Origin of the sequence: uncultured Clostridium sp., from assembly GCF_947036855.1 — a bacterium.
In the GTDB taxonomy this organism is placed as follows: domain Bacteria; phylum Bacillota; class Clostridia; order Clostridiales; family Clostridiaceae; genus Sarcina.
In genome coordinates, this window is record NZ_CAMQRY010000014.1 from 1 (window position 1) to 21016 (window position 21016).

The window sequence follows — 21016 nt, forward strand, 5'->3', positions numbered from 1 at the left end:
AAAATATTAATTTTGATAATAATTTTCATATTAAATATAAATTTATGCTAAAAAATATAGAACATAAGAATATTTAACAATAAATATTTTTTTAGAGTACATTCACCAGTGGAGGACAAGTGTATTTTTATGCAGAACTAAATTCTAGTTTTTGGAATTAAAGATGTAGAAGTTTACTAAATAGTGAAGAATAGTGAAAGAAAAAATTCATTATAATTTAAAGTATAATTACCTTTGAAATAGTTTGATTTGAAATATAAAAAAAAGAGACTGCGTTGCAGTCTCTTTTTTTTTATATATTACTATTTTTCATTCTTTTTTTATGTCTTAAATAAAGTATAAATCCAATTCCACCAAATAGGACTGGTCCCATAGCAACCCAAATAGTATTAGACCATTGACCGCTAAGTGCTGGTTGAATTATTGAGAATATATTTGTAAATGTTACTGCTATAAAGCAGATGATTCCAACAGTTATTCCCCATTTTTTGTTAAAGAACTCATATTCTTTTACAATTTTATCATTTTTCTTAAACTTAATATAAGCAAAGATAATAAATGATATTGGTATAGTACCAGCTACAAATGACATCAGAGTTATTTTATTAAATAATTCTGATACTGAGCTACCACCAAATCCAAGAAGTAGGATAGATCCTGCAACTATAACTGTTTGAATTAATATAGCCATTGAAGGAAGTCCATGTGAGTTAGGTCTAGTTATTCTTTCAGGAATAACTCCTTTAGGTAACCCCTCCATAAGGTGTTTTATAGGGCTGTATATTCTAAGTGGCATAGATGCGAAACCTATTAGTGTTAATATGTTAAGTATTCTATTAACCCACATTCCTATTCCTATAGAAGCACTTTGTGACATTCCAAATAATGAACCAAATCTATAAAATTGTTGTTGTATTATATAAATTGAATAGTTTCCAAGATTAACATGTCCACCACCAAAAGTTGTATTCCAGTTATCAACCATACCAGTTATGATAATGATTGCAATATATAAGATTGTTATGATTATTGTTGAAAGTATAATTGCCTTAGGTACATTCCTTTTAGCATCTTTAACTTGGTCAACAAGTCCTGCACTATTTTCCATTCCTGCAAATACGAATATAGTAAATACCATAAATGCTATTGCTGGTAAAAGTGAGGCATAGCTTGGGTTTGGTCCATAGAAGTAATTTTGTATATGATGGAAATCAAATCCTTGTGCGAAATGGAATCCAGATAAAGCGAAAACTACAAGTCCTCCACCAAGTAATAAAATATGTGAAATAATTACTGTAACAATTGAGATATTTGATAATACTGTCATTCTTTTAAGTCCTCTAGTAGAGATGAATGATACTATTATGATATATGCTGCTCCTATTATAGCGATTGTTTCAGGTGAGTTAAATAAATGACCCATATGCCATGTTGAAGTTGTATCTGTTCCGTAAATGGCAACTGATAGGTTAACAGTAATAACTGTTACAGAGAACCATAGGATTACGAAAGCTCCATACCAAATAAATGTTCCAACTAGGCTAAACCCTTCTCCTACTGTCTCGGACATCCACGAGTAAATTCCTCCACTCTTGTTTTTAAATGCTGAACTCATTTCAGCTACTATAAATGAGTATGGAATAAAATAAAGTAGTGCTGCGATAATTACATAAGTAATTGCTGCATACCCCATTTGATAGTAAATCTGTTGAGCGTTTTGCAATCCGTAAACAGTGATGAAGATAATTCCTACAAAACTGATAAACGAGATTTTGTACTTTTCTTTGTTATCGTCTAATAAAATTTCTTGCGATGAATCTTGCATAATAATTTTCCTATATCTAAAAAAGATTAATAATCAATTTTAGAGTCAAGTTCTCTCCTTTCGTATATTTATTCATTTTTGTTGCATAATTATACAATAAAATGTTTTTTCTTTTGTTTAATTAATGTTCTTTCTAATATATATATTAACACTTTTTCAAAGAAAATTAAAGAGATATTCACAATTTATAAAAAAGTAACCTATAAAAAGCATTTATGTCATACTTTTTTAGTGAAACGATTAGAGATTTATAATAGTTAATATATTTTAATATTAAAGTTATTTTTGAATAAATAATCATATAAATATATATAGTAATCTTAGGAGTATTTTATGGGACGAATTGATAGAATAAGTAAATTAAAAAGCAATGTGAAAGTTTTAAATATAAAAAATTCAGATAGGTTAGTTATATTTAGTGATTGCCATAGAGGAGATGGTAGTTTTAAAGATGCTTTATATCCTAATGTTAATATTTATCTTACAGCACTTAGGTATTATTATAATGAAAATTTTACGTATATTGAAGATGGTGATGGTGATGAATTATGGAAGTTTAAAAATATTAATGATATTTATTTTGCACATACTGATGAATATAAGATTTTCAATCAATTTAAACAGGATAATAGATTTTATATGATTTATGGAAATCATGATGATGAAAAGGCTAAGAAAAAATTCAAAAATAATATTCAAAAAAGTAAAAATGAACTTTTAAAAGATTTTTATTTAGATTTAGAAATTCATGAAGGGCTTTTGCTTAAATTTTCAGAAAGTAAAGACGTATTAGTTTTTCATGGACATCAGCTTGATTATATAAGCTCAGAGTTTGCTTTTGCATCTAAGTTTTTAGTTAGATATATTTGGAGCTTTTTAAATGGGGTTTTATCTTTTAAGGAAATACTTAGTCCTGCTAAATGTGATAATGTTAGAGAAAGTGTTGATAATAGAGTTTATAAGTGGTGCAAGGAAAATAATGAATCGGTGATTATAGGGCATACACATAATACTATATTTCCAGATAAAAATGAGATTCAATATTTTAATTGTGGATGCTGCGTATTACCATATACAGTAACTTGTATTGAAATTAAAAATGGGACAATAGCTTTGGTTAAGTGGGTTATAAAATCTACTAAAGATGGTGTGCTAGCTGTTAAAAAGGAACTTATATCTTCACCAAGATTTGTTTAAGTTAAATAAGCCAATAAACTATAGGGGGACTACAGTTTATTGGCTTATTTTAAAATATATTTACTTTTTAAATTTAATATCTTTACATAATATATATGTGTTAAGCAGATTTATAGAACTGATTTTTAAAAAATTAAAAGAATTTATTTTATAGAAAGTAGAATAAGTGTAAAATTATATTATTAGACAATAATTAAAATATGTAGATATTTTGAGGGAGAGGTGAAACTAGTGGCATTAAAAATAATATATGGTAGAGCTGGTGTTGGAAAAAGCTTATATTGTATAAATGAAATGAAAGAAAGTTTAGAAAAAGGTTCAGATAATAAAAAGATTCTTATTGTCCCAGAGCAGTTTACTTTTGAAACTGAGAATAAAATGCTTGGTATGATTGGAGAAAGTTGTGTTTTAAGTGCCGAGGTTTTAAGTTTTAAAAGACTTGCAAATAGAGTTTTTAATAATGATGGTGGAGTTACAAGGAGAAGTATTAAAGATGCTGCAAAAAGTATGCTTATTCATAAGGTTTTAGATGATGTTATAGGAGATATGAAAGTTTTTGGTGTAGCTGCTAAAAAAGAAGGTTTTATAGATATTATATCTACTCTTGTTACAGAGTTTAAAAAATATAATGTTGATGAAGAAGTTCTTTTAACAATGATAAATGATATTTCAGATCCGGAGCTTGTGAATAAGTTATCTGACCTTGAAAAGATTTTTAGAGGGTTTAACAAGAGGTTACATAAAGCTTATATTGATGGTGAGGATGAACTTGCACTTTTAGTGAAAAAGCTTAAAGATAGTGAATATTGCAAAGGGGCAGATATATGGATTGATGAGTTTACAACTTTTACTCCACAGCAGATGGATATAATTATTGAGCTTATGAAAAAGGCTAAGTCGGTTAACATAACTTTATCAATGAGTGATGGTAGTGAGAGTTATGATTTAAAAGAAAGTGATATTTATAGTGTTACTAAGAAAACTGAAAAGAGATTACTCAAAGCTATTGAGGAAAATAATATAGGATTTAAAGGATATCATAATATTAAAACTGAAGTACCATATAGATTTAAAAATAATCCGGAGCTAGCTCATATGGAGAAGCAAATTTATAGCTATCCATTTAAGACTTATAATAATGAAGTTGAAAACTTAAGATTATATAGAGCAAATAATAGTTATGATGAAATTGAGTTTATATCAAAGGATATTTTAAGACTTGTTAGGGAAGAAAATTATAGGTTTAGAGATATTTCAGTGATTTGTAGAAATGTTGATGCTTATGGAAAAGTTGCATCTGTAATTTTAGAGGATTATGAAATTCCTTATTATATAGATAAGAAAATTGATGTTGCTAGTAATCCACTTGTGATTTTAGTTACTTCAGCTTTTGATATTATAAATAGAAATTGGTCATATGAAAGTGTATTTAAGTATCTTAAAAGTGGACTTACAGGAATAGATAGAGAAAATATTGATATTTTAGAGAACTATGTTTTAGCATATGGAATTAAGGGTGATAAGTGGAAAATTGAAAACTGGGATTATGCTAGTATTAACAGTTTTAAAGCAGAGGAATTAACAGAGGAAAAAATTACGTATTTAAATACCATAAATGATATTAAATCATATGTTGAAGAACCACTTCGTGAGCTTGAAGAAAAATGTAGGAAGAAGGGAACTTTAAAAGAATATGCAGTTGCACTTTATGAGTTTTTAAATGATACAGGAGTGCTTCAAAGAGTTAAGGATAAGGTTGAAGAGTTTGAGAAGAAGGAAATGCCGAGTAAGGTTAAGGAATATTCTCAAATTTTAGATATTCTTATGGAAGTTTTAGAGCAATCTGTTGATGTTTTAGGTGATGAAAAAGTTGATAAGAAAGAATTTATAAAAATATTGAATGTTGGGTTTTCTAAATATGAGATGGGTGTTGTACCAGTTGCTTTAGACCAAGTTAATATTGGTGATATAACAAGGATTAAAAGTAGAGGTGCAAGAGCTATTTATATAGTAGGGGCTAATGATGGTGTTTTACCATCAGCAGGTGCTGAGGAGGGTATTTTATCTGATAGAGATAGAAATATGCTTAAAGAACTTGGGATGGAACTTGCAGCAGATACAAGAACACAAGCATTTGAGGAACAGTTTATGGTTTATACAGCATTAACTATTGCTAGGGATTATATGGTTATATCATATCCTCTTGCAGATTTTGAGGGTAAAGCTATGAGACCATCTGTTATAACTCATAGAATTAAAAAGATATTTCCAAAACTTAAAGAAGAAAGTAGTGGATATAATCTTTCAAGAAATAGGGATGAGTTTTATGATGTAAGTTCTAAATCACCTACATTTAATGAGCTAATTTCAGCTATAAGAAGAGATTTTGAACATAAAGAACCTGGTTCACATTGGGATGAGGTATATAAATATTATAATGATGATGAAAAATGGAATGTAAAACTTGATAATGTAGTTAAAGGGCTTAAATATTCTAATATAGAGAATAGCATTTCAAAGGAAATGGCTAAAAATTTATATAGTTCTGATAATGGAAAGCTTATGTTTTCAGTTTCTAAACTAGAGAGATATGCACAGTGTCCATTTGCTTACTTTATAGAGTATGGGCTTAAGGCTAAGGATAGAAAGTTATATGAGTTCTCAGCACCAGACCTTGGTAGCTTTATGCATGAAGTTTTAGATGATTTTACTAACGATATTAAATCAAAGGAAAAAAGATGGAGTGATTTAGGTAAAAAAGAATGTAGAGGAATGGTTAATGATCTTGTTAATGATAAGATTAACAATAATGAAATTTCTATATTGAATAGTAGTAATAGATTTAAGTATTTGACTGAACGATATAAAAAGATTTTAACAAGGTCTGTTATGACTATTGCAGAGCAGATGAGAAGAAGTGAGTTTGAGATTTTTAGTAATGAGTTTGGTTTCGGTTATGGAGATGATGAGCCGATTGAAGTTGACCTTCCAACAGGTGAAAAAGTTTATTTAATTGGAAAGGTTGATAGAGTAGATACTCTTGAATTAGATGGTAATTCATATATAAGAATTATAGATTATAAAACTGGGAAGAAAAAATTTGATATGAATAAACTTTATAATGGGCTTCAAATTCAACTGCTTGTGTATCTTGATGTGTTACTAAAAAATTCTGAAAGAATTATACAAAAACAGGCTATGCCAGGAGCTATGTTCTACTTTAGACTTGATGATCCTATGATAACAAGTAAAAAAGAACTTTCAGAAGAAGAAATTGAAATAGAAATTCTTAAAAAGCTTAAGTTTGATGGACTTATGCTTAAAGATCCAAAGATTGCTTTATCAATGGATAATGAGCTTGAAGAAGGGAAATCATCTATGATTATTCCAGCAAACTTTATCAAGGGTGGAAAGCTTGGAAATAAGGACAGTCTTATAACAGAAAAACAATTTGATATTTTAAGAAACTATGTTAATGATAAAGTTATAGAACTTTGTACAGATATGATTAGTGGAAATATAGCACTTGAGCCATATGATACGGATAAAGAATATTTATATGAAAACTCTCCATATGCTCATATATTCCAGTTTGATACAACTGTGCCAGGAAACAAATATAGAAAACTTGAAAAAGATAAGCCAAAAGAAGTTTGGGAGAAAATTGCAATGAATGTTGGGGAAGAATTAGATAAATAAAAAAGAGGGATGTTAGCTTTAAATTGTAGCTATACATTCCTCTTTTTTATTGTTTTTATATTCATTTTCTGTAGCCTTCCTATTCAGCTTTCTCCAATTTATATAACCGTAAACTGCATTAACTGTGAACTGTGTCCAGATAATCATTCCAGCAAATGTTGTTAGAGTAAAACTTTTATTTTGAATTATAGAAATTGTAAATAATAATATTCCAATTGAGTTAGCACTAAGCCATAAATACCATTGTTCCATAAATCTTTTTGTTGATAAGATAACTGCAAGGATTGTTAAAGTAGATGCTAAAGCGTCAACAATAAAATCTGAGTCAGGTGTTATAGTTTTATTAAATAATAAGTCAAATATCTGTGGTAAGAATTTTAAGAATATACCGTAGGCTATCCAAATTACAAAGAATGAAGTAACAAGAGTTACCCAGTTTCTATTTGTAAGCTTTTTAACTTCTACAACATCATCATCTGAGTTTGCAAGGCTTTTCTTCCAAGCTTTATAACCAATTACTTGCATTGGTAGTTTAAAGAATGTAAATAATATTGCCTGTCCATACATATCTCCAGTAAAAACAATATAGATATATACAAGGGCATTTAAGAATCCCCAAAGATAGCAAAGAACTTCACCTCTAGCTGTATATATAGCAGCAAAAAGCCCAGCGAATGTAGATATAAGTCCAATAATTGAAGCAAAATTAAAAATGCTTGAAAGTGAACCTGTAAAGAATAATGGTGCAATAAATAAAGATATATTTATTAATGCGAATACTAAGAAAAATGTTTTATGAAAAGACGAGTATTTTTTGAAAAATGTCATGTAACGACCTCCTATATTTCTACTATAAATAGTAGAAGAAATTTAAAATAATAGACTTGTAAGCACAAGTGCCAACAAGTCAGATGTTTATTCTAACTGAATTAGATTTAAATATCAATGGAGGAAAATAACATGATAACCTTAACATCTATAAATTTTATTAGAAGATTACTGGAAATTTTTCAGTAAGTTTATAGATATTAAACATTTGCTTAATATCTATATCGTAAGATTAATTATAAGTATGTAAAAAGAATGTTTTAAAGTATAGGGGGGAGCATATGAAAATGGATTTAGATATATATTTAAAAAAGAAACATAATGCGCTTAATAGAAAATGGAAGTCTATGATTTCTTTTATTTTTGGAAAAAAGATTTTATATATTTCACTTTTAATGACTATAGTTTTAATGGGAATGTACGGGCATAGTGTTTTTACAAATATTAAATTTCCATATGTAGCAGTAATACTTGTTGTGGCAACAGGAGCTTTTATACAAGTTTTATTTGCAAGAAGAGAAGCAGAGATTTTTGGAACAAAAAAAACAGAAACAGAATTTAACTCAGCGGGAGAGGCTAGTTTAAAAATAGATTTAGATAAATTTTATGCAGAAGAAAAAGTCGGTAAATCTTTTGCAAGATATAATCTTCGTGGATTTAAAATTAAAGGATTAATTGATGATGCTTTAATAGTAGAACTTGCTGATGGTAAAGAATATATTTTGATTGATGAAGAGAAAGAGCTTAAACCTGGAAGAGTAGAAATTGCTTTAGAGAGAATGGAGCTTGAATTTGAAAATGAATATTTTGAAATGGGGAAAAAAGAACTTTCTTTTGATGACTCAATAGAAGTTGAAGAAGATTTTAATGATGTTGTTAGAAGTATTATTAAAAATAAATATATAGAAGTTTATAATTTTGTAAAAAACTTTGATAAACTTTATGTGCCATATACTCTATTTTTATTTGCAATGCTTGGAAGTGTTTTATCAAGAGGAAATAAAGCAGGAGCTATTGTAATTTCAACATCAGTTTTAATTGGATTTGTTTATATTAAAGTTAGTCAAAAATCAAGATTAGATTTTAAAGTTAGTGAGCCAAAAAATAGAACACTTAATATATTTAAGACAGGGATATACTCTGTGGATAGTTTTGTTGAAGAATATTATAGCTTTAATGATGTCTATAAAGTAGATGTTTCAGAAAAGAAAATATCTTTTAGTTTTGGTATTGGTGAAACTATTGTTATTGATAGAACTGTATTTGATGAAAATAGAGGGATGTTCGAGATGGTTGAAGAAAGAATTTTAAGAGAAGATAAAAAAACTTGTGTTTTAGTATAATAAAAGAGTTACCAAACTTAAGAAGCTTGGTAACTCTTTTTGTTACTGTTTTATTTTTTTACTTGTCTAACACATCTAAATAAGTAACCATTTGAGTTAACTATGATTGATCCACCATCAAGGTAAAGATCAGCAAAGTTATATCTTGGAGCTGGGTTAGTAGTTATTCCATGAGCATTAACTACTAAAGTTTCAATTCCAGGATAGATAGCGCCCATAGCTCCACCACCTTTATAAGGGAAACTTACACTAAGTCCTTCAGCACTAGGATACATTATGCTATAATGAGGATTTTTCATTGATTGTGGATACATTTCTGAGTTGTTGTTAAAGTAATTTGGTTCAATTATTATAGTTTTACCAACTCCATATGTCTGTGCCATAGGAGCAGGGAATTCTTCATGTCCAACTACTTCATTTGTAACTACCCAAGTTCCTGCATAAGCAGCAGCTGCTGCTGGCATTGGACTTTCAGGCTGTTCTGGGAACTGTGTTGGAATAGGAATTCTAGGTATATAATTTTGTTTTGTCTGAGCCTGTGCATTATTGATTACACTTACACTTCCTGTCATTTCGTGAGCTTGTACATAAATAAAAGCTGTATATCCTATAAGTGCTAAAAGTGGAACTATAATAAGTATCACTATCAGTTTCTTCATTTGTAATCTCCTTAAAGTTAAATATTATAAACTCTTAATCTATTTGAAATGATACCTTAAAAGGCATAAAAACTCAATTAAAATAAGATTACAAAATTAAAAACTAAAGAAAATATTTCTTATTTTGCAAGAGATTTTTTCCAATGATAGTATCCATAGAATGTATTAATTTCAAGTTGTAACCACATAATAGCCGTTGATATTGAGTCAATTGAAAGGCTGCTAGAATGCATAAATGAAATAATAAATATTATTATTCCAGTTGTATTTGCAATAATCCAAAATAGCCACTGCTCTATATATCTTTGTGCTCCAGTATACATTGCAAGAAGTGTTGCAATAGCATTGATAGAGTCCATTATAGGTTGTTTATCAGAACTAATATTTATACTAAAGAAGTAATTTATTAAGTATGGAAGCTTTAATAAAAAGAAAGCATATAAAATTGAACCAAGCACGAAAAAGATTATATGGTTAATCCATAGTTTTTTTGTGAATTTTTTAATTTTTATACTTTCTCCACCATTAGCTTTTGAATTTTTAGTCCAAATGTATAAACCTACTATTTGAACAGGAATTATTGCAAAAGCTGTAACAATTACTTGTCCATATAAGCTTTGAATAAATGTTATATATGTATATGTAGTTGTATTAACAAGCCCCCATATAAAGAAATGAAGTGATGCTTCAGCGTTGTATATAGCCATTAGTATTCCACTTACACTACATATAAAAGTTATTATAGCAGGAAGTGTAAATAATATTGACATAGAGCCTTGTGTAAAGGCTGGAATCATAAATAAAATTATATCTATTAGAAGAAATATAATAAAAAATACTTTATTAAATGGTGTAAGTTTTTTATAAAAATTCATATTATCCTCCTTAAGGTAAATTGAATAGTTAAAATTTTGTCAATCTTGAACAAAAAATATATACAAATAGTATACCAATATATTATACGTTCAAATTTATATTAAGTAAATTGTTTAGATGTTTTGATTTGGCTATAATATAAGTAGAGAATAGTAGAATTTGACTAGAAAAGATGAAATTTGAAATAAATAATTAGATTAGAAGGAGATAAAAATGGGAGATACTTGGACAGATGAACAGAAACAGGCTATTTACACAAGGGATTGTAATTTACTTGTAGCAGCAGCTGCTGGTTCAGGAAAAACTGCAGTTCTTGTTGAAAGAATCATAAAAATGCTAACAGAGGGGGAGGCATTAGTTGATATAGATAAACTACTTGTTGTTACATTTACAAATGCTGCCGCAGCAGAAATGAGAGAGAGAATAGGTGATGCTATATCAAAAGCTTTAGAAGAAAAACCAGATTCAGAAGTTTTACAAAGACAGTTATCACTTCTTAGTAAATCTAATATTATGACTATGCACTCATTTTGTTTAAATATTATAAGAGCTAATTATCACCTTTTAGATTTAGACCCTGGATTTAGAATTTCTGATGATGCAGAAGCATCAATTATAAAGGATGATATTATAGCAGAACTTTTAGAGGATAAATATGAAGAACAAAGTAAGCCTTTCTTAGATTTAATAGATGCATTTGCTAGTGGAAATAATGATGAGAAAATAAAAGAAGAAATACTTGGATTATATAGATTTGTTATGAGTGGACCATCACCAGAAAAGTGGCTTATGGAAAAAGCAGAAGAGTATAACGTTTATGATATAGATGCTTTAAATAAAACTAAATGGGTTGAAACAATCATAGAAACGCTGTCAGATGAAATTTATAATGCTATTAATGTATATCAAAAACTTATAGATATATGTATTGGAAATTCTTGGCTTGAGCCATATAAAGAAACTTTAGATTCAGATTTAGCTTATATAAATAATGTAAAACACACTTTAAGTTCAAATGATATTGGAACTATATATGAGGCTCTTGGCAATATTGAATTTGTTAGAATTAAGACTATCAAGAAAGCACTTGTTGAAGATATAAATCTTAAAGATGAAATTAAAGCGGCAAGAGATGGATTAAAGAAAGAAATAACAAAGCTTATAGAATCAGTTCCAAGTGATAATATTGATGAAATAATTAAGGGTATAAACTATATGTACCCTATTATAAAATGTCTTGGTGAGCTTGTTATAGATTTTAAAAATAGATTTTCAGAAAAGAAAAAAGAGAAAAATATATTAGATTTTAATGATATAGAACATTTATCTCTTAAGGTTTTAGTTGATGATATTAATAAAGGAGAGAATGCAAATCCAACAGCTATTGCTAAAGAATTTAAGGAGAAATTTGTTGAAGTTCTTGTAGATGAATATCAAGATAGTAGCAGTATTCAAGAAAAGATAGTTGATATGGTTTCAAGAAGAACAGACCCTAAAAATCCAAATGCTTTTATGGTTGGGGATGTAAAACAAAGTATTTATAAATTTAGACAGGCAAAACCTGAACTGTTTTTAGATAAGTATAATAAATATGGTGAAGATGATGGTGATAAAAATAGAAAGATAATGCTATTTAAAAACTTTAGAAGTAGAAAAGAAGTTTTATCATCAGCTAACTATATTTTTGAAACACTTATGAGTGAGAAAATAGGGGAACTTGAGTATGATGAAAAAGAAAGACTTAATCTTGGGATTCCATATAGTGAAATAGAGGGGAATGTTGTAGAGGAAGAGAGTCATCTTAATTCATATAACTTACTTGAAACAGAGTTACATATTTTTGATAAGAGTGGAAGTCCTATTGATGAGGAAAAATCTTATGAAAGTAGCTCAGAGGATGAGGGGGAAGACAGTGATAAAGGCTCAAATGATGAAGCAGATTTAGAAGACTCACAGTTTGAAGCAAGGATAATAGCAAAAAGAATACAGGAACTTATGTCAGGAGCAGATGGGAAGAATTATGTTGTTTGGGATAAAGGACTTAAAAAATATAGAAAACTTAAATATAAAGATATAGTAATTTTACTTAGAGCAACAAAAGCTTGGAGTGGTGGAATTGTTGAGGAACTTGGAAATGTTGGTATACCAGTTTATGCAGATACAGGAACAGGTTATTTTGATACAACTGAGATAAGAACAATAATGTCATTCTTAAATATTATAGATAATCCGATGCAAGATATATACCTTATAGCATCACTTAGATCACCAGTTTTCTCATTTACAGCAGAGGAACTTGGAGAAGTTAGACTTATAGAAAAGGGAAAGTATTTCTATGAGAATGTTCAAAAGATTTATAATGGTGAAACATCAGCATCTGATGAACTTGTTACTAAGTGTAAATATTTTATTGATAAATTAAATTTATGGAGAGATAGGTCAGAGTATACACCAATAGATGAACTTGTTTGGTTTTTATATACTGATACAGCTTACTTTGGTTATGTAGGAGCAATGCCTAATGGACCACAAAGACAAGCAAATCTTAAAATATTATTCCAAAGAGCGAAGCAGTATGAAGAAACAAGTTTTAAAGGTGTATTTAATTTCATAAACTTTATAAATAAGATGAGAAAATCATCAAATAATGATTTAGGTTCAGCAAAGATACTTGGTGAGAATGAAGATGTTGTTAGAATTATGAGTATTCATAAAAGTAAGGGATTAGAGTTCCCAGTAGTATTCCTTGCGGCAACAGGAAAACAATTTAATATGATGGATTTAAACAAAAATATTTTATATCATGAAGAGTTTGGAATTGGAGTAGATGTTGTTAATGTTGATACTCATAATAGATATACAGGGATAGCAAAAACTGCTATAAAAAATAAAGCAAAACTTGAAATCTTATCAGAGGAAATGAGGATTTTATATGTTGCACTAACAAGAGCTAGGGAAAAATTAATTATAATTGGTGGACTTCGTGATGTAGAAAAGAAATTTGCAAAGTGGTATGAGGCTGGAACTTTTTCAGAGGGCAGTAAAATAGACCCAAGTAAGCTTACAGCGAAAAATGGGACTTATATAGATTGGATAGGAATGGCTATGTCTAAGCATCCAGATGGAGGATTAATTAGAGAAGGTAAAGAGATTATAAATACAGGTGATATGTCAAAATGGGAATTAAAAGTTTGGCAAAGAGCAGACCTTCTTGAAACTGCAAAAGAAGAAAAAGAAGAAAAAGATGTTTTAGACCTTGAAAAAGCTGAAGTTGAAATTGGAAGAGAAATTCTTGAGAGATTAAACTTTAATTATAAATTTGAAGGAGTATGTAATATTCCATCTAATATATCAGTATCAGATTTAAAGAAGAAAGCACTTGATGATGAAAATGTAATTAATCTATTTAAAGATGAAGAACTTGAAAGTTTTAATATGCCATTAGATTTAAGCAAGGATGATATTACTTTAGATATAGAAAATGATGCATTAGAAGAAGTTGCTATAACTAAGTTTGAAACAGATGAAAACTTACCAAGTTTTATGAGAGAGAAAAAAGGAATAACTCCAGCAGAGCGTGGTACTATAATGCACTTTGTAATGATGCATCTTAATTTTGATGAAACTTCAGTTTCAGATATAAGAAAGCTTGTAGGTAAAATGGTTATAAAAGAATTATTAACAGATGAAGAAGCTGATACTGTAAATGCGTTTAAAATAAGTAATTTCTTTAAATCTGAAATAGGAAAAAGATTGCTTAGGGCAAGAGAAAATGGATATAAAATTTATAGAGAGCTACCTTTCTTTAGAGAATATAAGGTTATAGATTTATATGATGATTTAGATAAGGAAATTTATAAAGATGAAATGTTAAGACTTCAAGGAATAATTGATTGTTTCTTTGAAGACGAGAATGGTGTTGTGATTATAGATTATAAAACAGATTATGTAGAAGTAGGTGAAGAAGATAAGCTACTTACTCGATATAAAATACAGATAGATTTGTATAGTCAAACTTTAGAAAGAATATTAGGTAAGAAGGTTACAGAGATGTATCTATACCTATTTGGTCTTGATAAGGAAATTAAATATTAAATATACAAATTTTAATAAGCGGTATAACTAAATAATAAAAATAATAAAAATATATATGAAAAGTGTTGAATATTCCATTAAATGGGAATAGAATATAGTATATGGTACTTATTATATGAGGTGAAATTATGTGCTCAATTTTTGAGGAACAACAAATTGCTTGTAGTAATTGCAAAATAAGTAACAAGATAAATAGTGTATTATATAAACTTTTATGTATGAATAATTTTTATGAGTCATTAGATTATACAGCAGATGTTATGAAAGAATTATTTAATTTAAATAGTGTCTTTACACTTGAAGTCTTAGAAGAAAAAGATTTGATAGTATACAGGGGATATAATGAACTTGGATGCTGTGAGATAAGAAGATTTCCACTAAAGAATGGTAACATCTTAAATGTTATAGGTGATTCAGATTATATTTTTGTAGATGTTAGTCAAAATCATAAAGTGTTTATAGGGTTTAATGTAATAGAAAATATAAAAGACAAGGAAGTTTTTTTTCCGTTTAGGGAAATAATAAGACGCGTTATAGAAGCTTTGTATAAAAGAAAGTTAAAAGAAGAGTACTTAACTGAAAAATCATTTCATGATGATTTAACAGGATGTTTTAATAGAAATTATTTTGAAGTAAAAGCAAAAGAATATAGATCAGCCTGCGGGATTGGTGTTATAGTCTGTGATATGGATAGATTAAAGCAAATAAATGATAGTCTAGGACATTCATTTGGGGATGATGTTATTAAGATGTTAAGTAAAAGTTTAAAATCTATTATAATGGAGGATGATTTTATCTTTAGAACAGGTGGAGATGAATTTGTTATAATAACTGAGAATAAAACAAGGAAATATGTAGCTACAATGGTTTTAGAAATTAAAGATACTTTTAGAGTATATAATAAGAGTACTGTTAGTAGAAAGTTTCCAATTAGTGTATCGGTAGGATATCACTTTAAAACGAATTCAAGAGAAAGTATAAAAGATGTTTTTAAAATGGCTGATTATATGATGTATCAACATAAATTACATCATAAAGAACAGAGTAAAATGGCTATAAATGATTATATACAAAAACTTAAATATGGAGTAGTGAATTAAAAATAGAATAAAATTAGTTAAATTGGTAAAACTAAGAAAGATGAATTTTAAATATTAGATTTTAGCCAATTTTAACTAAACGAAAAAATAGAGATGCTATAGTGTGCATCTCTATTTTTTTACTCTATAAATGATTTTGCTAGGGTAAGTAGAGTAGACTTTTCATTAATATCTGGATTTTTAAAAACTTCTAAAAGTAAAGAAGCTAAAATATCTCCAAGTATTTTACCAGCTTTTAAATCATATTCTTCTATTAAATCTGAACCATTTATAGCAAGGTCTTTAATAGTAAGTGGCTCATTATTTTTAAGAATATTTTGTATGATAAATTGTTTTTCTAATAATTGTAGATTACCATCACAAATAACTTTATCATAATTTAAAATTTTATTTATAAGTGATTTATCTATGTTAGATAAATAGAGCTTTATAGAACTAATATCATCAATATCAAAGTAACCTAAAGAGTTACTGTATAGTGAAATGCAATTAGTTAGTGTCTTATTATCACATTTTAATTTTTTTAGAGCTTTACTAAAGTCAGCAAGGCTTATATCTTTAAAACACGACTTTATCATGTAAGTAAGTTTAGATGGTATAAAATCACTTAGGTTATCCAACGTTTTTATATTTTTTTCAAAGTGAGGAATATCAAAATACTTTGAATATAAACTAGGGAATATATTTTCAAGTAGTCCAGTTTCATAAAGCATTATAATTCCAGCACTAGGATTATTACTTAGTAGAGTTTTAATAAGCTCTACATTGATTCTTTCATAGCTTACATGTCTTATTAACTCAGAATTTAATTTAATTGCATCAAAAGTTTTTTCTTCTATTGTAAAACTAAGTTGTGATGCAAATCTTATTCCACGAAGCATTCTAAGAGCATCTTCATTGAATCTTTTATTAGCATCTCCAACTGATTTAATTAGTTTTTTTTCAAGGTCATCTTTTCCACTAAAGAAATCTTTAAAACCAAAGTAAGGGCTATATGCTAGTGCATTTATAGTAAAATCTCGTCTAGATAAATCTTCTTTTATATGAGTAACAAATTTAACTTCATCAGGTCGTCTGCTATCTGTATACTCACCATCTACTCTATAAGTAGTAATTTCATAAGGTTCTTTATTTAATAAAACAGTTATAGTTCCATGTTTTAGTCCTGTTGGAATGGTTTTATCAAAAAGGCTTATAGTTATATCAGGTAATGCATTTGTTGTTATATCATAATCATTTATTTCGCGATTAAGAAGAGTATCTCTAACACACCCACCGACTATAAAAGCTTCGTATGAATTTTCTTTAAAAGTATCTATAATAAATTGAACATCTTGAGGTAAAAACATAGGTTTACAGCTCTCCTTTATAATCTTTATAATTAGGTATTTACAAATTTCTGATATGTGAAATAATAGTATTAAGAGAGAAATTTGTTAAGGCTTATTTCTAAATTTTTTTGCTATAATAATTATAGCATTAAGGATAATGAAAGGATATTGATATGAGCGTTTTAGAAAAGAAAATAGGACAGTTTGAACAAGGTGAAAGAGTTGAAGGATTCTACCTGATTAAGTCTATTATATGTAAGATAGCAAATAATAGTAATAAGAAATATTTAGACATCATTTTATCAGATAAGACAGGAGAAATATCAGCAAAGATATGGGAAGTTAATGAGAAAAATGAAAATTTATATAAAACAAATGATATAACTATGGTAAGAGGGACAGTTACAAATTGGCAGGGAAGTCTACAACTTAAAGTTGAAAAGATGAGAACAGCAGATGAAACTGATAACTTAGTAATAGAAGATTATGTTAAGTCAGCACCAATACCAAGTGAGGAAATGCTTGCTGAGATTGAAGAGTTTATAAATGGTATGAAGGATGAAGAAATTCAACTTCTTCTAACAGAGATAATAGATAGAAATAGAGAAAAACTTATGTATTACCCAGCAGCGAAGAAAAATCATCACTCATTTAGAGGTGGACTTTTATATCATGTTTTAACAATGCTTAGACTTGCTAAGCAAATATGTAGTATATATGATTTCTTAAATACAGACTTAGTTTATGCAGGAGTAATACTTCATGATATAGCTAAAATTAAAGAAATGAATGCATCAGAGCTAGGAATAGTTGATGAATATACACTTGAAGGAACACTACTTGGGCACATAACTCAAGGAATAAAAGATATAGAAGTAGTAGGACTTGAACTTAATATTGATAGACAAAAAATGATGTTATTACAACATATGGTACTATCACACCACTTTGAGCCTGAGTATGGAAGTCCAGTAAAACCAATGATTCCAGAAGCTGAAATGTTACATTATATAGATACAATAGATGCAAGAATGTACGATATGAAAAAGCTTGTAACAGAAACAAAGGTTGGAGATTTCTCAGAAAGATTATGGTCTATAGAGAATAGAAGAATATATAATCATGGACTTGGAAGAGAAGAATAAGAAATAATATATAAATTAAGAAGCTATTTTTAAGTATTAAATTACTTAGGAATAGCTTCTTTTTATAATATTAAAAATTACTAAGGGTATTGCCTTTGAGGCAATACCCTTAGCTATAAAATAAACTTGTATAAAAATAAATTTATTACATAAGCTATTGTTATGCTAATATCAGTAACTAATAATTAGTTGATTGTTTGATTAGTTTAAATAAATTAGGAGGTGGACATTATGAAGACTGTTACTGTAAAGTTAGAAGATTTTCTTCATAAAAGACTTAAATTTCAATTAGTTTTTGATGAAAAGAGTTTTCAAGATTATATGGTAGAGTTAATAGAATGTGATTTAGAGAATAGAAAAGAAAGTAGGAACCAAGTTATATAATGACTTGTTTAAAGGAGTTTCTATGGGTGAAGGGTTGGTGACCCTTCACCTAATTATAAGCAAAGTACCTGTGGATAACTTTTAAGTGATTATCAGAAAAACACTAATATTTTAAGGAGTTTTAATTTATATATAGATTAAGATTGGCTTGGATAAAGACGTGTAGATAGGTTCTTGGCGTAAAACACAGAACCTAATAGTAGGCTGTGGATAACTTTTTAAAAGTTATAAAAAAATACTTAAAAATCGAGTTTTTTGGAGTTTTACGAAGTGTAAGAATAGCTTAGATAAAGAAGTGTAGCTAGGTTCCGTGCGTAAAACACGGAACCTAAGAATAGGTTAGATAACCTATATGAGTTTAAAAATTAAAATGAAAAAAAGGCATTTCTATGTATCCAACAAAAGAACTAGAAATACCTTTTATATAAACCAAAGTTGCTATAAGAAACTTTAATTAGTTTTATTATAGCAACTTAGATTATTAAAAACAAGGAGTTGTTAAAATGAAGAGATTATTTATTGAAAGTTTTAAAGGGAATAAGGTTTGTACATTTTTATGGAAAGGTAAACCTTGTTGGATTGCTACACATATTGCAGGACTTTTTGATTATAATGAAGCATCAAAAGCAGTTTTTCAATGTATTAATAAAGAGGGATTTGAACTTGGAGAAGAACATGAAATATTAAAAGGGGCTTATCTTAAAGAATTTAAGGCTATTGCCTGTGAGGCAATACCCTCTATAAAATATGCATCACAACTTGTTATATTTTATGAGGAAGGTTTATATGGATTCTTACAATTTACAGAGAAAAAAGAAGCAATTCCGTTTAAGAAATGGCTTAGAAGAGAGGTTTTGCCACAGATAAGAAAAACAGGTGAATATAAACCAAATAGTATTTCAGAAGGCTATTCTGAAAAAGAGAATAGCCTTGAATATGCTGTGGATAACTTAACACTTGGTGATTTTTCAGAGTTTAAAACTACTGCGAACATAGAATTTACTAGTACTTATACAAGTATCAAAAATAATGGAACTGATAAAAATGATAAAGATGATTTTGATATGGATAAGTTTTTAAGATTTAAAGCGGCAGCTGATAGTTTGCAGGTTTTTAAAAGTCTTATGGAGAAGGAAGGAGTTTCATCTAGGGAACAACTTATATTTTTAAAAGCTCTATTTGAAAAGGATGGAATTGAGTTACCTCATTTAAGTTTATAATATTAAAATGATAGATTGATAGTAATAAAATATAAAAAAGATACCTTCCTAAAATTTAGGAAGGTATCTTTTAGTATTATTCAAGATTAGCATGTTTTCCGTACATTTTACTTGAGTCTAGGTTTCTTTTTTCCATGATTGTTAAGATAATAGCATCATAGAATAATAGCATAGTTTGCTCAAATAATGATCCCATTGGTTGAATAGTTTTAAAATCACCTTTAGATTGATCCTTTGCAACTCCTGGAAGTTTAACAATGATATCTGCTAATTTTCCAAGTGTTGAGTCTGGAGAAAGAGTAACTATAGCAAGAACTCCTCCAAGACTTTTTGCTTTTTCAGCAATTGGGACAAGTGATTTTGTTTCACCTGAACCTGAACCAATTATAAGTAAATCATCTTTTTCAAATGTAGGAGTTGTAGTTTCACCAACTATATAAGCATCAATTCCCATATGCATCATTCTCATGACAAAAGATTTACCCATAAATCCTGATCTACCAGCACCATACACAAATATCTTTTTTGATGTTAGTATTTGCTTTGCTAGTTTGTCTGCTTCTATATCAGAAATTAATTTGGCAGATTGACTTAATTCCTGAATTATTATATTTAAATACTCTGTTGTATTCATATAAATTACGCTCTTTTGATTAGCTCATGCATTTTTTTAGCAGTAGCTTTTTTATCAGAAGCTCCAGTAATTCCACCACCAACAATAATTAAATCAGGATTCTGTTTAATTGCTTCTTCTATTGTTTCTATTTTAATTCCACCAGCGATTGCTGTTTTAGAATTTTTTACAGCTTTTTTAATTGTTGCAAGATCTTCAAATGAGTTCTTTCCAACAGCTTGAAGATCGTAACCTGTGTGAACACAGATATAATCAACACCAAATTCATCTACTTCTTTTGCACGAGTAGCAAGATCTTTTACAGCTATCATATCAACAAGGATCTCTTTTCCAAGTTTTTTAGCTTCTGCTACTGCACCTTTGATAGATTCATCTTCAGATGTTCCAAGTATAGTTATGATATCTGCTCCAGCATTTCCAGCTTGCATTACTTCGTATCCAGCAGCATCCATAATTTTTAAATCAGCAAGTACTGTTAAGTGAGGGAAAGCAGCTTTCATTTCTTTTACAGCTCTAAGTCCTTCATTTATTACTACTGGTGTTCCTATTTCTACAACATCAATAAATTCTCCTACTTCTTTAACCAGTTCAATGGCACCTTTTGTATCTACTAAGTCTATAGCTAATTGTAATTTCATTTAATATTCACTCCTTAATTTTTATCTTTAGTTTTGGGTAAT

15 protein-coding genes are annotated in these 21016 nt (G+C 28.4%); 8 read left to right on the forward strand and 7 right to left on the reverse strand.

Annotated elements, in window-relative coordinates; genetic code table 11:
* Positions 1-292: 292 nt before the first annotated feature.
* Positions 293-1825, reverse strand: a complete 1533-nt coding sequence (yjeM, locus tag Q0V15_RS03185) for a glutamate/gamma-aminobutyrate family transporter YjeM (protein ID WP_297435930.1) — start codon at positions 1823-1825, stop codon at positions 293-295.
* Between the two features lie 333 nt (positions 1826-2158).
* Here yjeM and Q0V15_RS03190 point away from each other — a divergent pair, with 333 nt between their 5' ends.
* Positions 2159-3022 carry a metallophosphoesterase family protein gene (locus Q0V15_RS03190; protein WP_297435932.1) on the forward strand — a complete coding sequence of 288 codons (864 nt, stop codon included), beginning with the start codon at positions 2159-2161 and terminating at the stop codon, positions 3020-3022.
* Between the two features lie 231 nt (positions 3023-3253).
* The gene (gene addB / locus Q0V15_RS03195) at positions 3254-6721 is read left to right on the forward strand and encodes a helicase-exonuclease AddAB subunit AddB (RefSeq protein ID WP_297435934.1); all 3468 of its coding nucleotides are present in this window, start codon (positions 3254-3256) and stop codon (positions 6719-6721) included.
* An 18-nt stretch (positions 6722-6739) separates the two neighbouring features.
* Here the strand turns inward: addB and pnuC (Q0V15_RS03200) are convergent, their stop codons facing one another.
* Positions 6740-7549 (reverse strand): nicotinamide riboside transporter PnuC, encoded by an 810-nt coding sequence (gene pnuC / locus Q0V15_RS03200; RefSeq protein WP_297435936.1) that lies wholly within the window; start codon positions 7547-7549, stop codon positions 6740-6742.
* A gap of 281 nt (positions 7550-7830) precedes the next feature.
* On the opposite strand from pnuC (Q0V15_RS03200), the gene Q0V15_RS03205 reads away from it, so the two are divergent.
* A complete protein-coding gene (locus Q0V15_RS03205; protein ID WP_297435937.1) occupies positions 7831-8892 on the forward strand; it encodes a hypothetical protein in 1062 nt (353 codons plus the stop codon).
* Between the two features lie 50 nt (positions 8893-8942).
* On the opposite strand, the gene Q0V15_RS03210 is transcribed toward Q0V15_RS03205, so the two are convergent.
* Together Q0V15_RS03210 and pnuC (Q0V15_RS03215) are read right to left on the reverse strand one after the other, a co-directional pair.
* Positions 8943-9551, reverse strand: coding sequence for a hypothetical protein (locus Q0V15_RS03210; protein ID WP_297435939.1), 609 nt, complete (start codon positions 9549-9551; stop codon positions 8943-8945).
* A gap of 119 nt (positions 9552-9670) precedes the next feature.
* Positions 9671-10426 (reverse strand): nicotinamide riboside transporter PnuC, encoded by a 756-nt coding sequence (gene pnuC / locus Q0V15_RS03215; RefSeq protein WP_297435941.1) that lies wholly within the window; start codon positions 10424-10426, stop codon positions 9671-9673.
* Between the two features lie 214 nt (positions 10427-10640).
* Between pnuC (Q0V15_RS03215) and addA the strand changes: the two genes are divergently transcribed.
* Both addA and Q0V15_RS03225 read left to right on the forward strand, forming a co-directional pair.
* On the forward strand, positions 10641-14522 hold the full coding sequence (gene addA / locus Q0V15_RS03220) for a helicase-exonuclease AddAB subunit AddA (RefSeq protein ID WP_297435944.1): 3882 nt from the start codon (positions 10641-10643) through the stop codon (positions 14520-14522).
* Positions 14523-14650: 128 nt separating this feature from the next.
* Positions 14651-15622: a GGDEF domain-containing protein gene (locus Q0V15_RS03225; RefSeq protein ID WP_297435946.1), complete on the forward strand. Its 972-nt coding sequence runs from the start codon at positions 14651-14653 to the stop codon at positions 15620-15622.
* 119 nt (positions 15623-15741) lie between these two features.
* Here Q0V15_RS03225 and Q0V15_RS03230 read toward each other — a convergent pair whose 3' ends face one another.
* On the reverse strand, positions 15742-16971 hold the full coding sequence (locus Q0V15_RS03230) for a CCA tRNA nucleotidyltransferase (protein WP_297435948.1): 1230 nt from the start codon (positions 16969-16971) through the stop codon (positions 15742-15744).
* 155 nt (positions 16972-17126) lie between these two features.
* Here Q0V15_RS03230 and Q0V15_RS03235 point away from each other — a divergent pair, with 155 nt between their 5' ends.
* The 3 genes from Q0V15_RS03235 (at position 17127) to Q0V15_RS03245 (ending at position 19702) form a co-directional block, all read left to right on the forward strand.
* On the forward strand, positions 17127-18098 hold the full coding sequence (locus Q0V15_RS03235) for a 3'-5' exoribonuclease YhaM family protein (protein WP_297435950.1): 972 nt from the start codon (positions 17127-17129) through the stop codon (positions 18096-18098).
* Between the two features lie 231 nt (positions 18099-18329).
* Entirely contained in the window at positions 18330-18482 is a 153-nt protein-coding gene (locus tag Q0V15_RS03240; RefSeq protein WP_297435952.1) for a hypothetical protein, read from the forward strand.
* A 503-nt stretch (positions 18483-18985) separates the two neighbouring features.
* Positions 18986-19702, forward strand: a complete 717-nt coding sequence (locus Q0V15_RS03245) for a BRO family protein (RefSeq protein WP_297435954.1) — start codon at positions 18986-18988, stop codon at positions 19700-19702.
* 76 nt (positions 19703-19778) lie between these two features.
* On the opposite strand, the gene hxlB is transcribed toward Q0V15_RS03245, so the two are convergent.
* On the reverse strand, positions 19779-20336 hold the full coding sequence (gene hxlB / locus Q0V15_RS03250; RefSeq protein ID WP_297435956.1) for a 6-phospho-3-hexuloisomerase: 558 nt from the start codon (positions 20334-20336) through the stop codon (positions 19779-19781).
* 5 nt (positions 20337-20341) lie between these two features.
* The gene (hxlA, locus tag Q0V15_RS03255; RefSeq protein ID WP_297435958.1) at positions 20342-20974 is read right to left on the reverse strand and encodes a 3-hexulose-6-phosphate synthase; all 633 of its coding nucleotides are present in this window, start codon (positions 20972-20974) and stop codon (positions 20342-20344) included.
* Positions 20975-21016: the final 42 nt, after the last annotated feature.

Excerpts from the sequence above, each read along its gene's own strand:
- Q0V15_RS03235 (WP_297435950.1), top strand. The coding sequence starts at position 17,127 with ATGAGCGTTTTAGAAAAGAAAATAGGACAGTTTGAACAAGGTGAAAGA.
- Q0V15_RS03230 (WP_297435948.1), bottom strand. The coding sequence starts at position 16,971 with ATGTTTTTACCTCAAGATGTTCAATTTATTATAGATACTTTTAAAGAA.
- pnuC (WP_297435941.1), bottom strand. The coding sequence starts at position 10,426 with ATGAATTTTTATAAAAAACTTACACCATTTAATAAAGTATTTTTTATT.
- Q0V15_RS03210 (WP_297435939.1), bottom strand. The coding sequence starts at position 9,551 with ATGAAGAAACTGATAGTGATACTTATTATAGTTCCACTTTTAGCACTT.
- Q0V15_RS03245 (WP_297435954.1), top strand. The coding sequence starts at position 18,986 with ATGAAGAGATTATTTATTGAAAGTTTTAAAGGGAATAAGGTTTGTACA.
- Q0V15_RS03205 (WP_297435937.1), top strand. The coding sequence starts at position 7,831 with ATGAAAATGGATTTAGATATATATTTAAAAAAGAAACATAATGCGCTT.
- Q0V15_RS03225 (WP_297435946.1), top strand. The coding sequence starts at position 14,651 with ATGTGCTCAATTTTTGAGGAACAACAAATTGCTTGTAGTAATTGCAAA.
- addA (WP_297435944.1), top strand. The coding sequence starts at position 10,641 with ATGGGAGATACTTGGACAGATGAACAGAAACAGGCTATTTACACAAGG.
- hxlB (WP_297435956.1), bottom strand. The coding sequence starts at position 20,336 with ATGAATACAACAGAGTATTTAAATATAATAATTCAGGAATTAAGTCAA.
- pnuC (WP_297435936.1), bottom strand. The coding sequence starts at position 7,549 with ATGACATTTTTCAAAAAATACTCGTCTTTTCATAAAACATTTTTCTTA.
- Q0V15_RS03190 (WP_297435932.1), top strand. The coding sequence starts at position 2,159 with ATGGGACGAATTGATAGAATAAGTAAATTAAAAAGCAATGTGAAAGTT.
- hxlA (WP_297435958.1), bottom strand. The coding sequence starts at position 20,974 with ATGAAATTACAATTAGCTATAGACTTAGTAGATACAAAAGGTGCCATT.
- yjeM (WP_297435930.1), bottom strand. The coding sequence starts at position 1,825 with ATGCAAGATTCATCGCAAGAAATTTTATTAGACGATAACAAAGAAAAG.
- Q0V15_RS03240 (WP_297435952.1), top strand. The coding sequence starts at position 18,330 with ATGAAGACTGTTACTGTAAAGTTAGAAGATTTTCTTCATAAAAGACTT.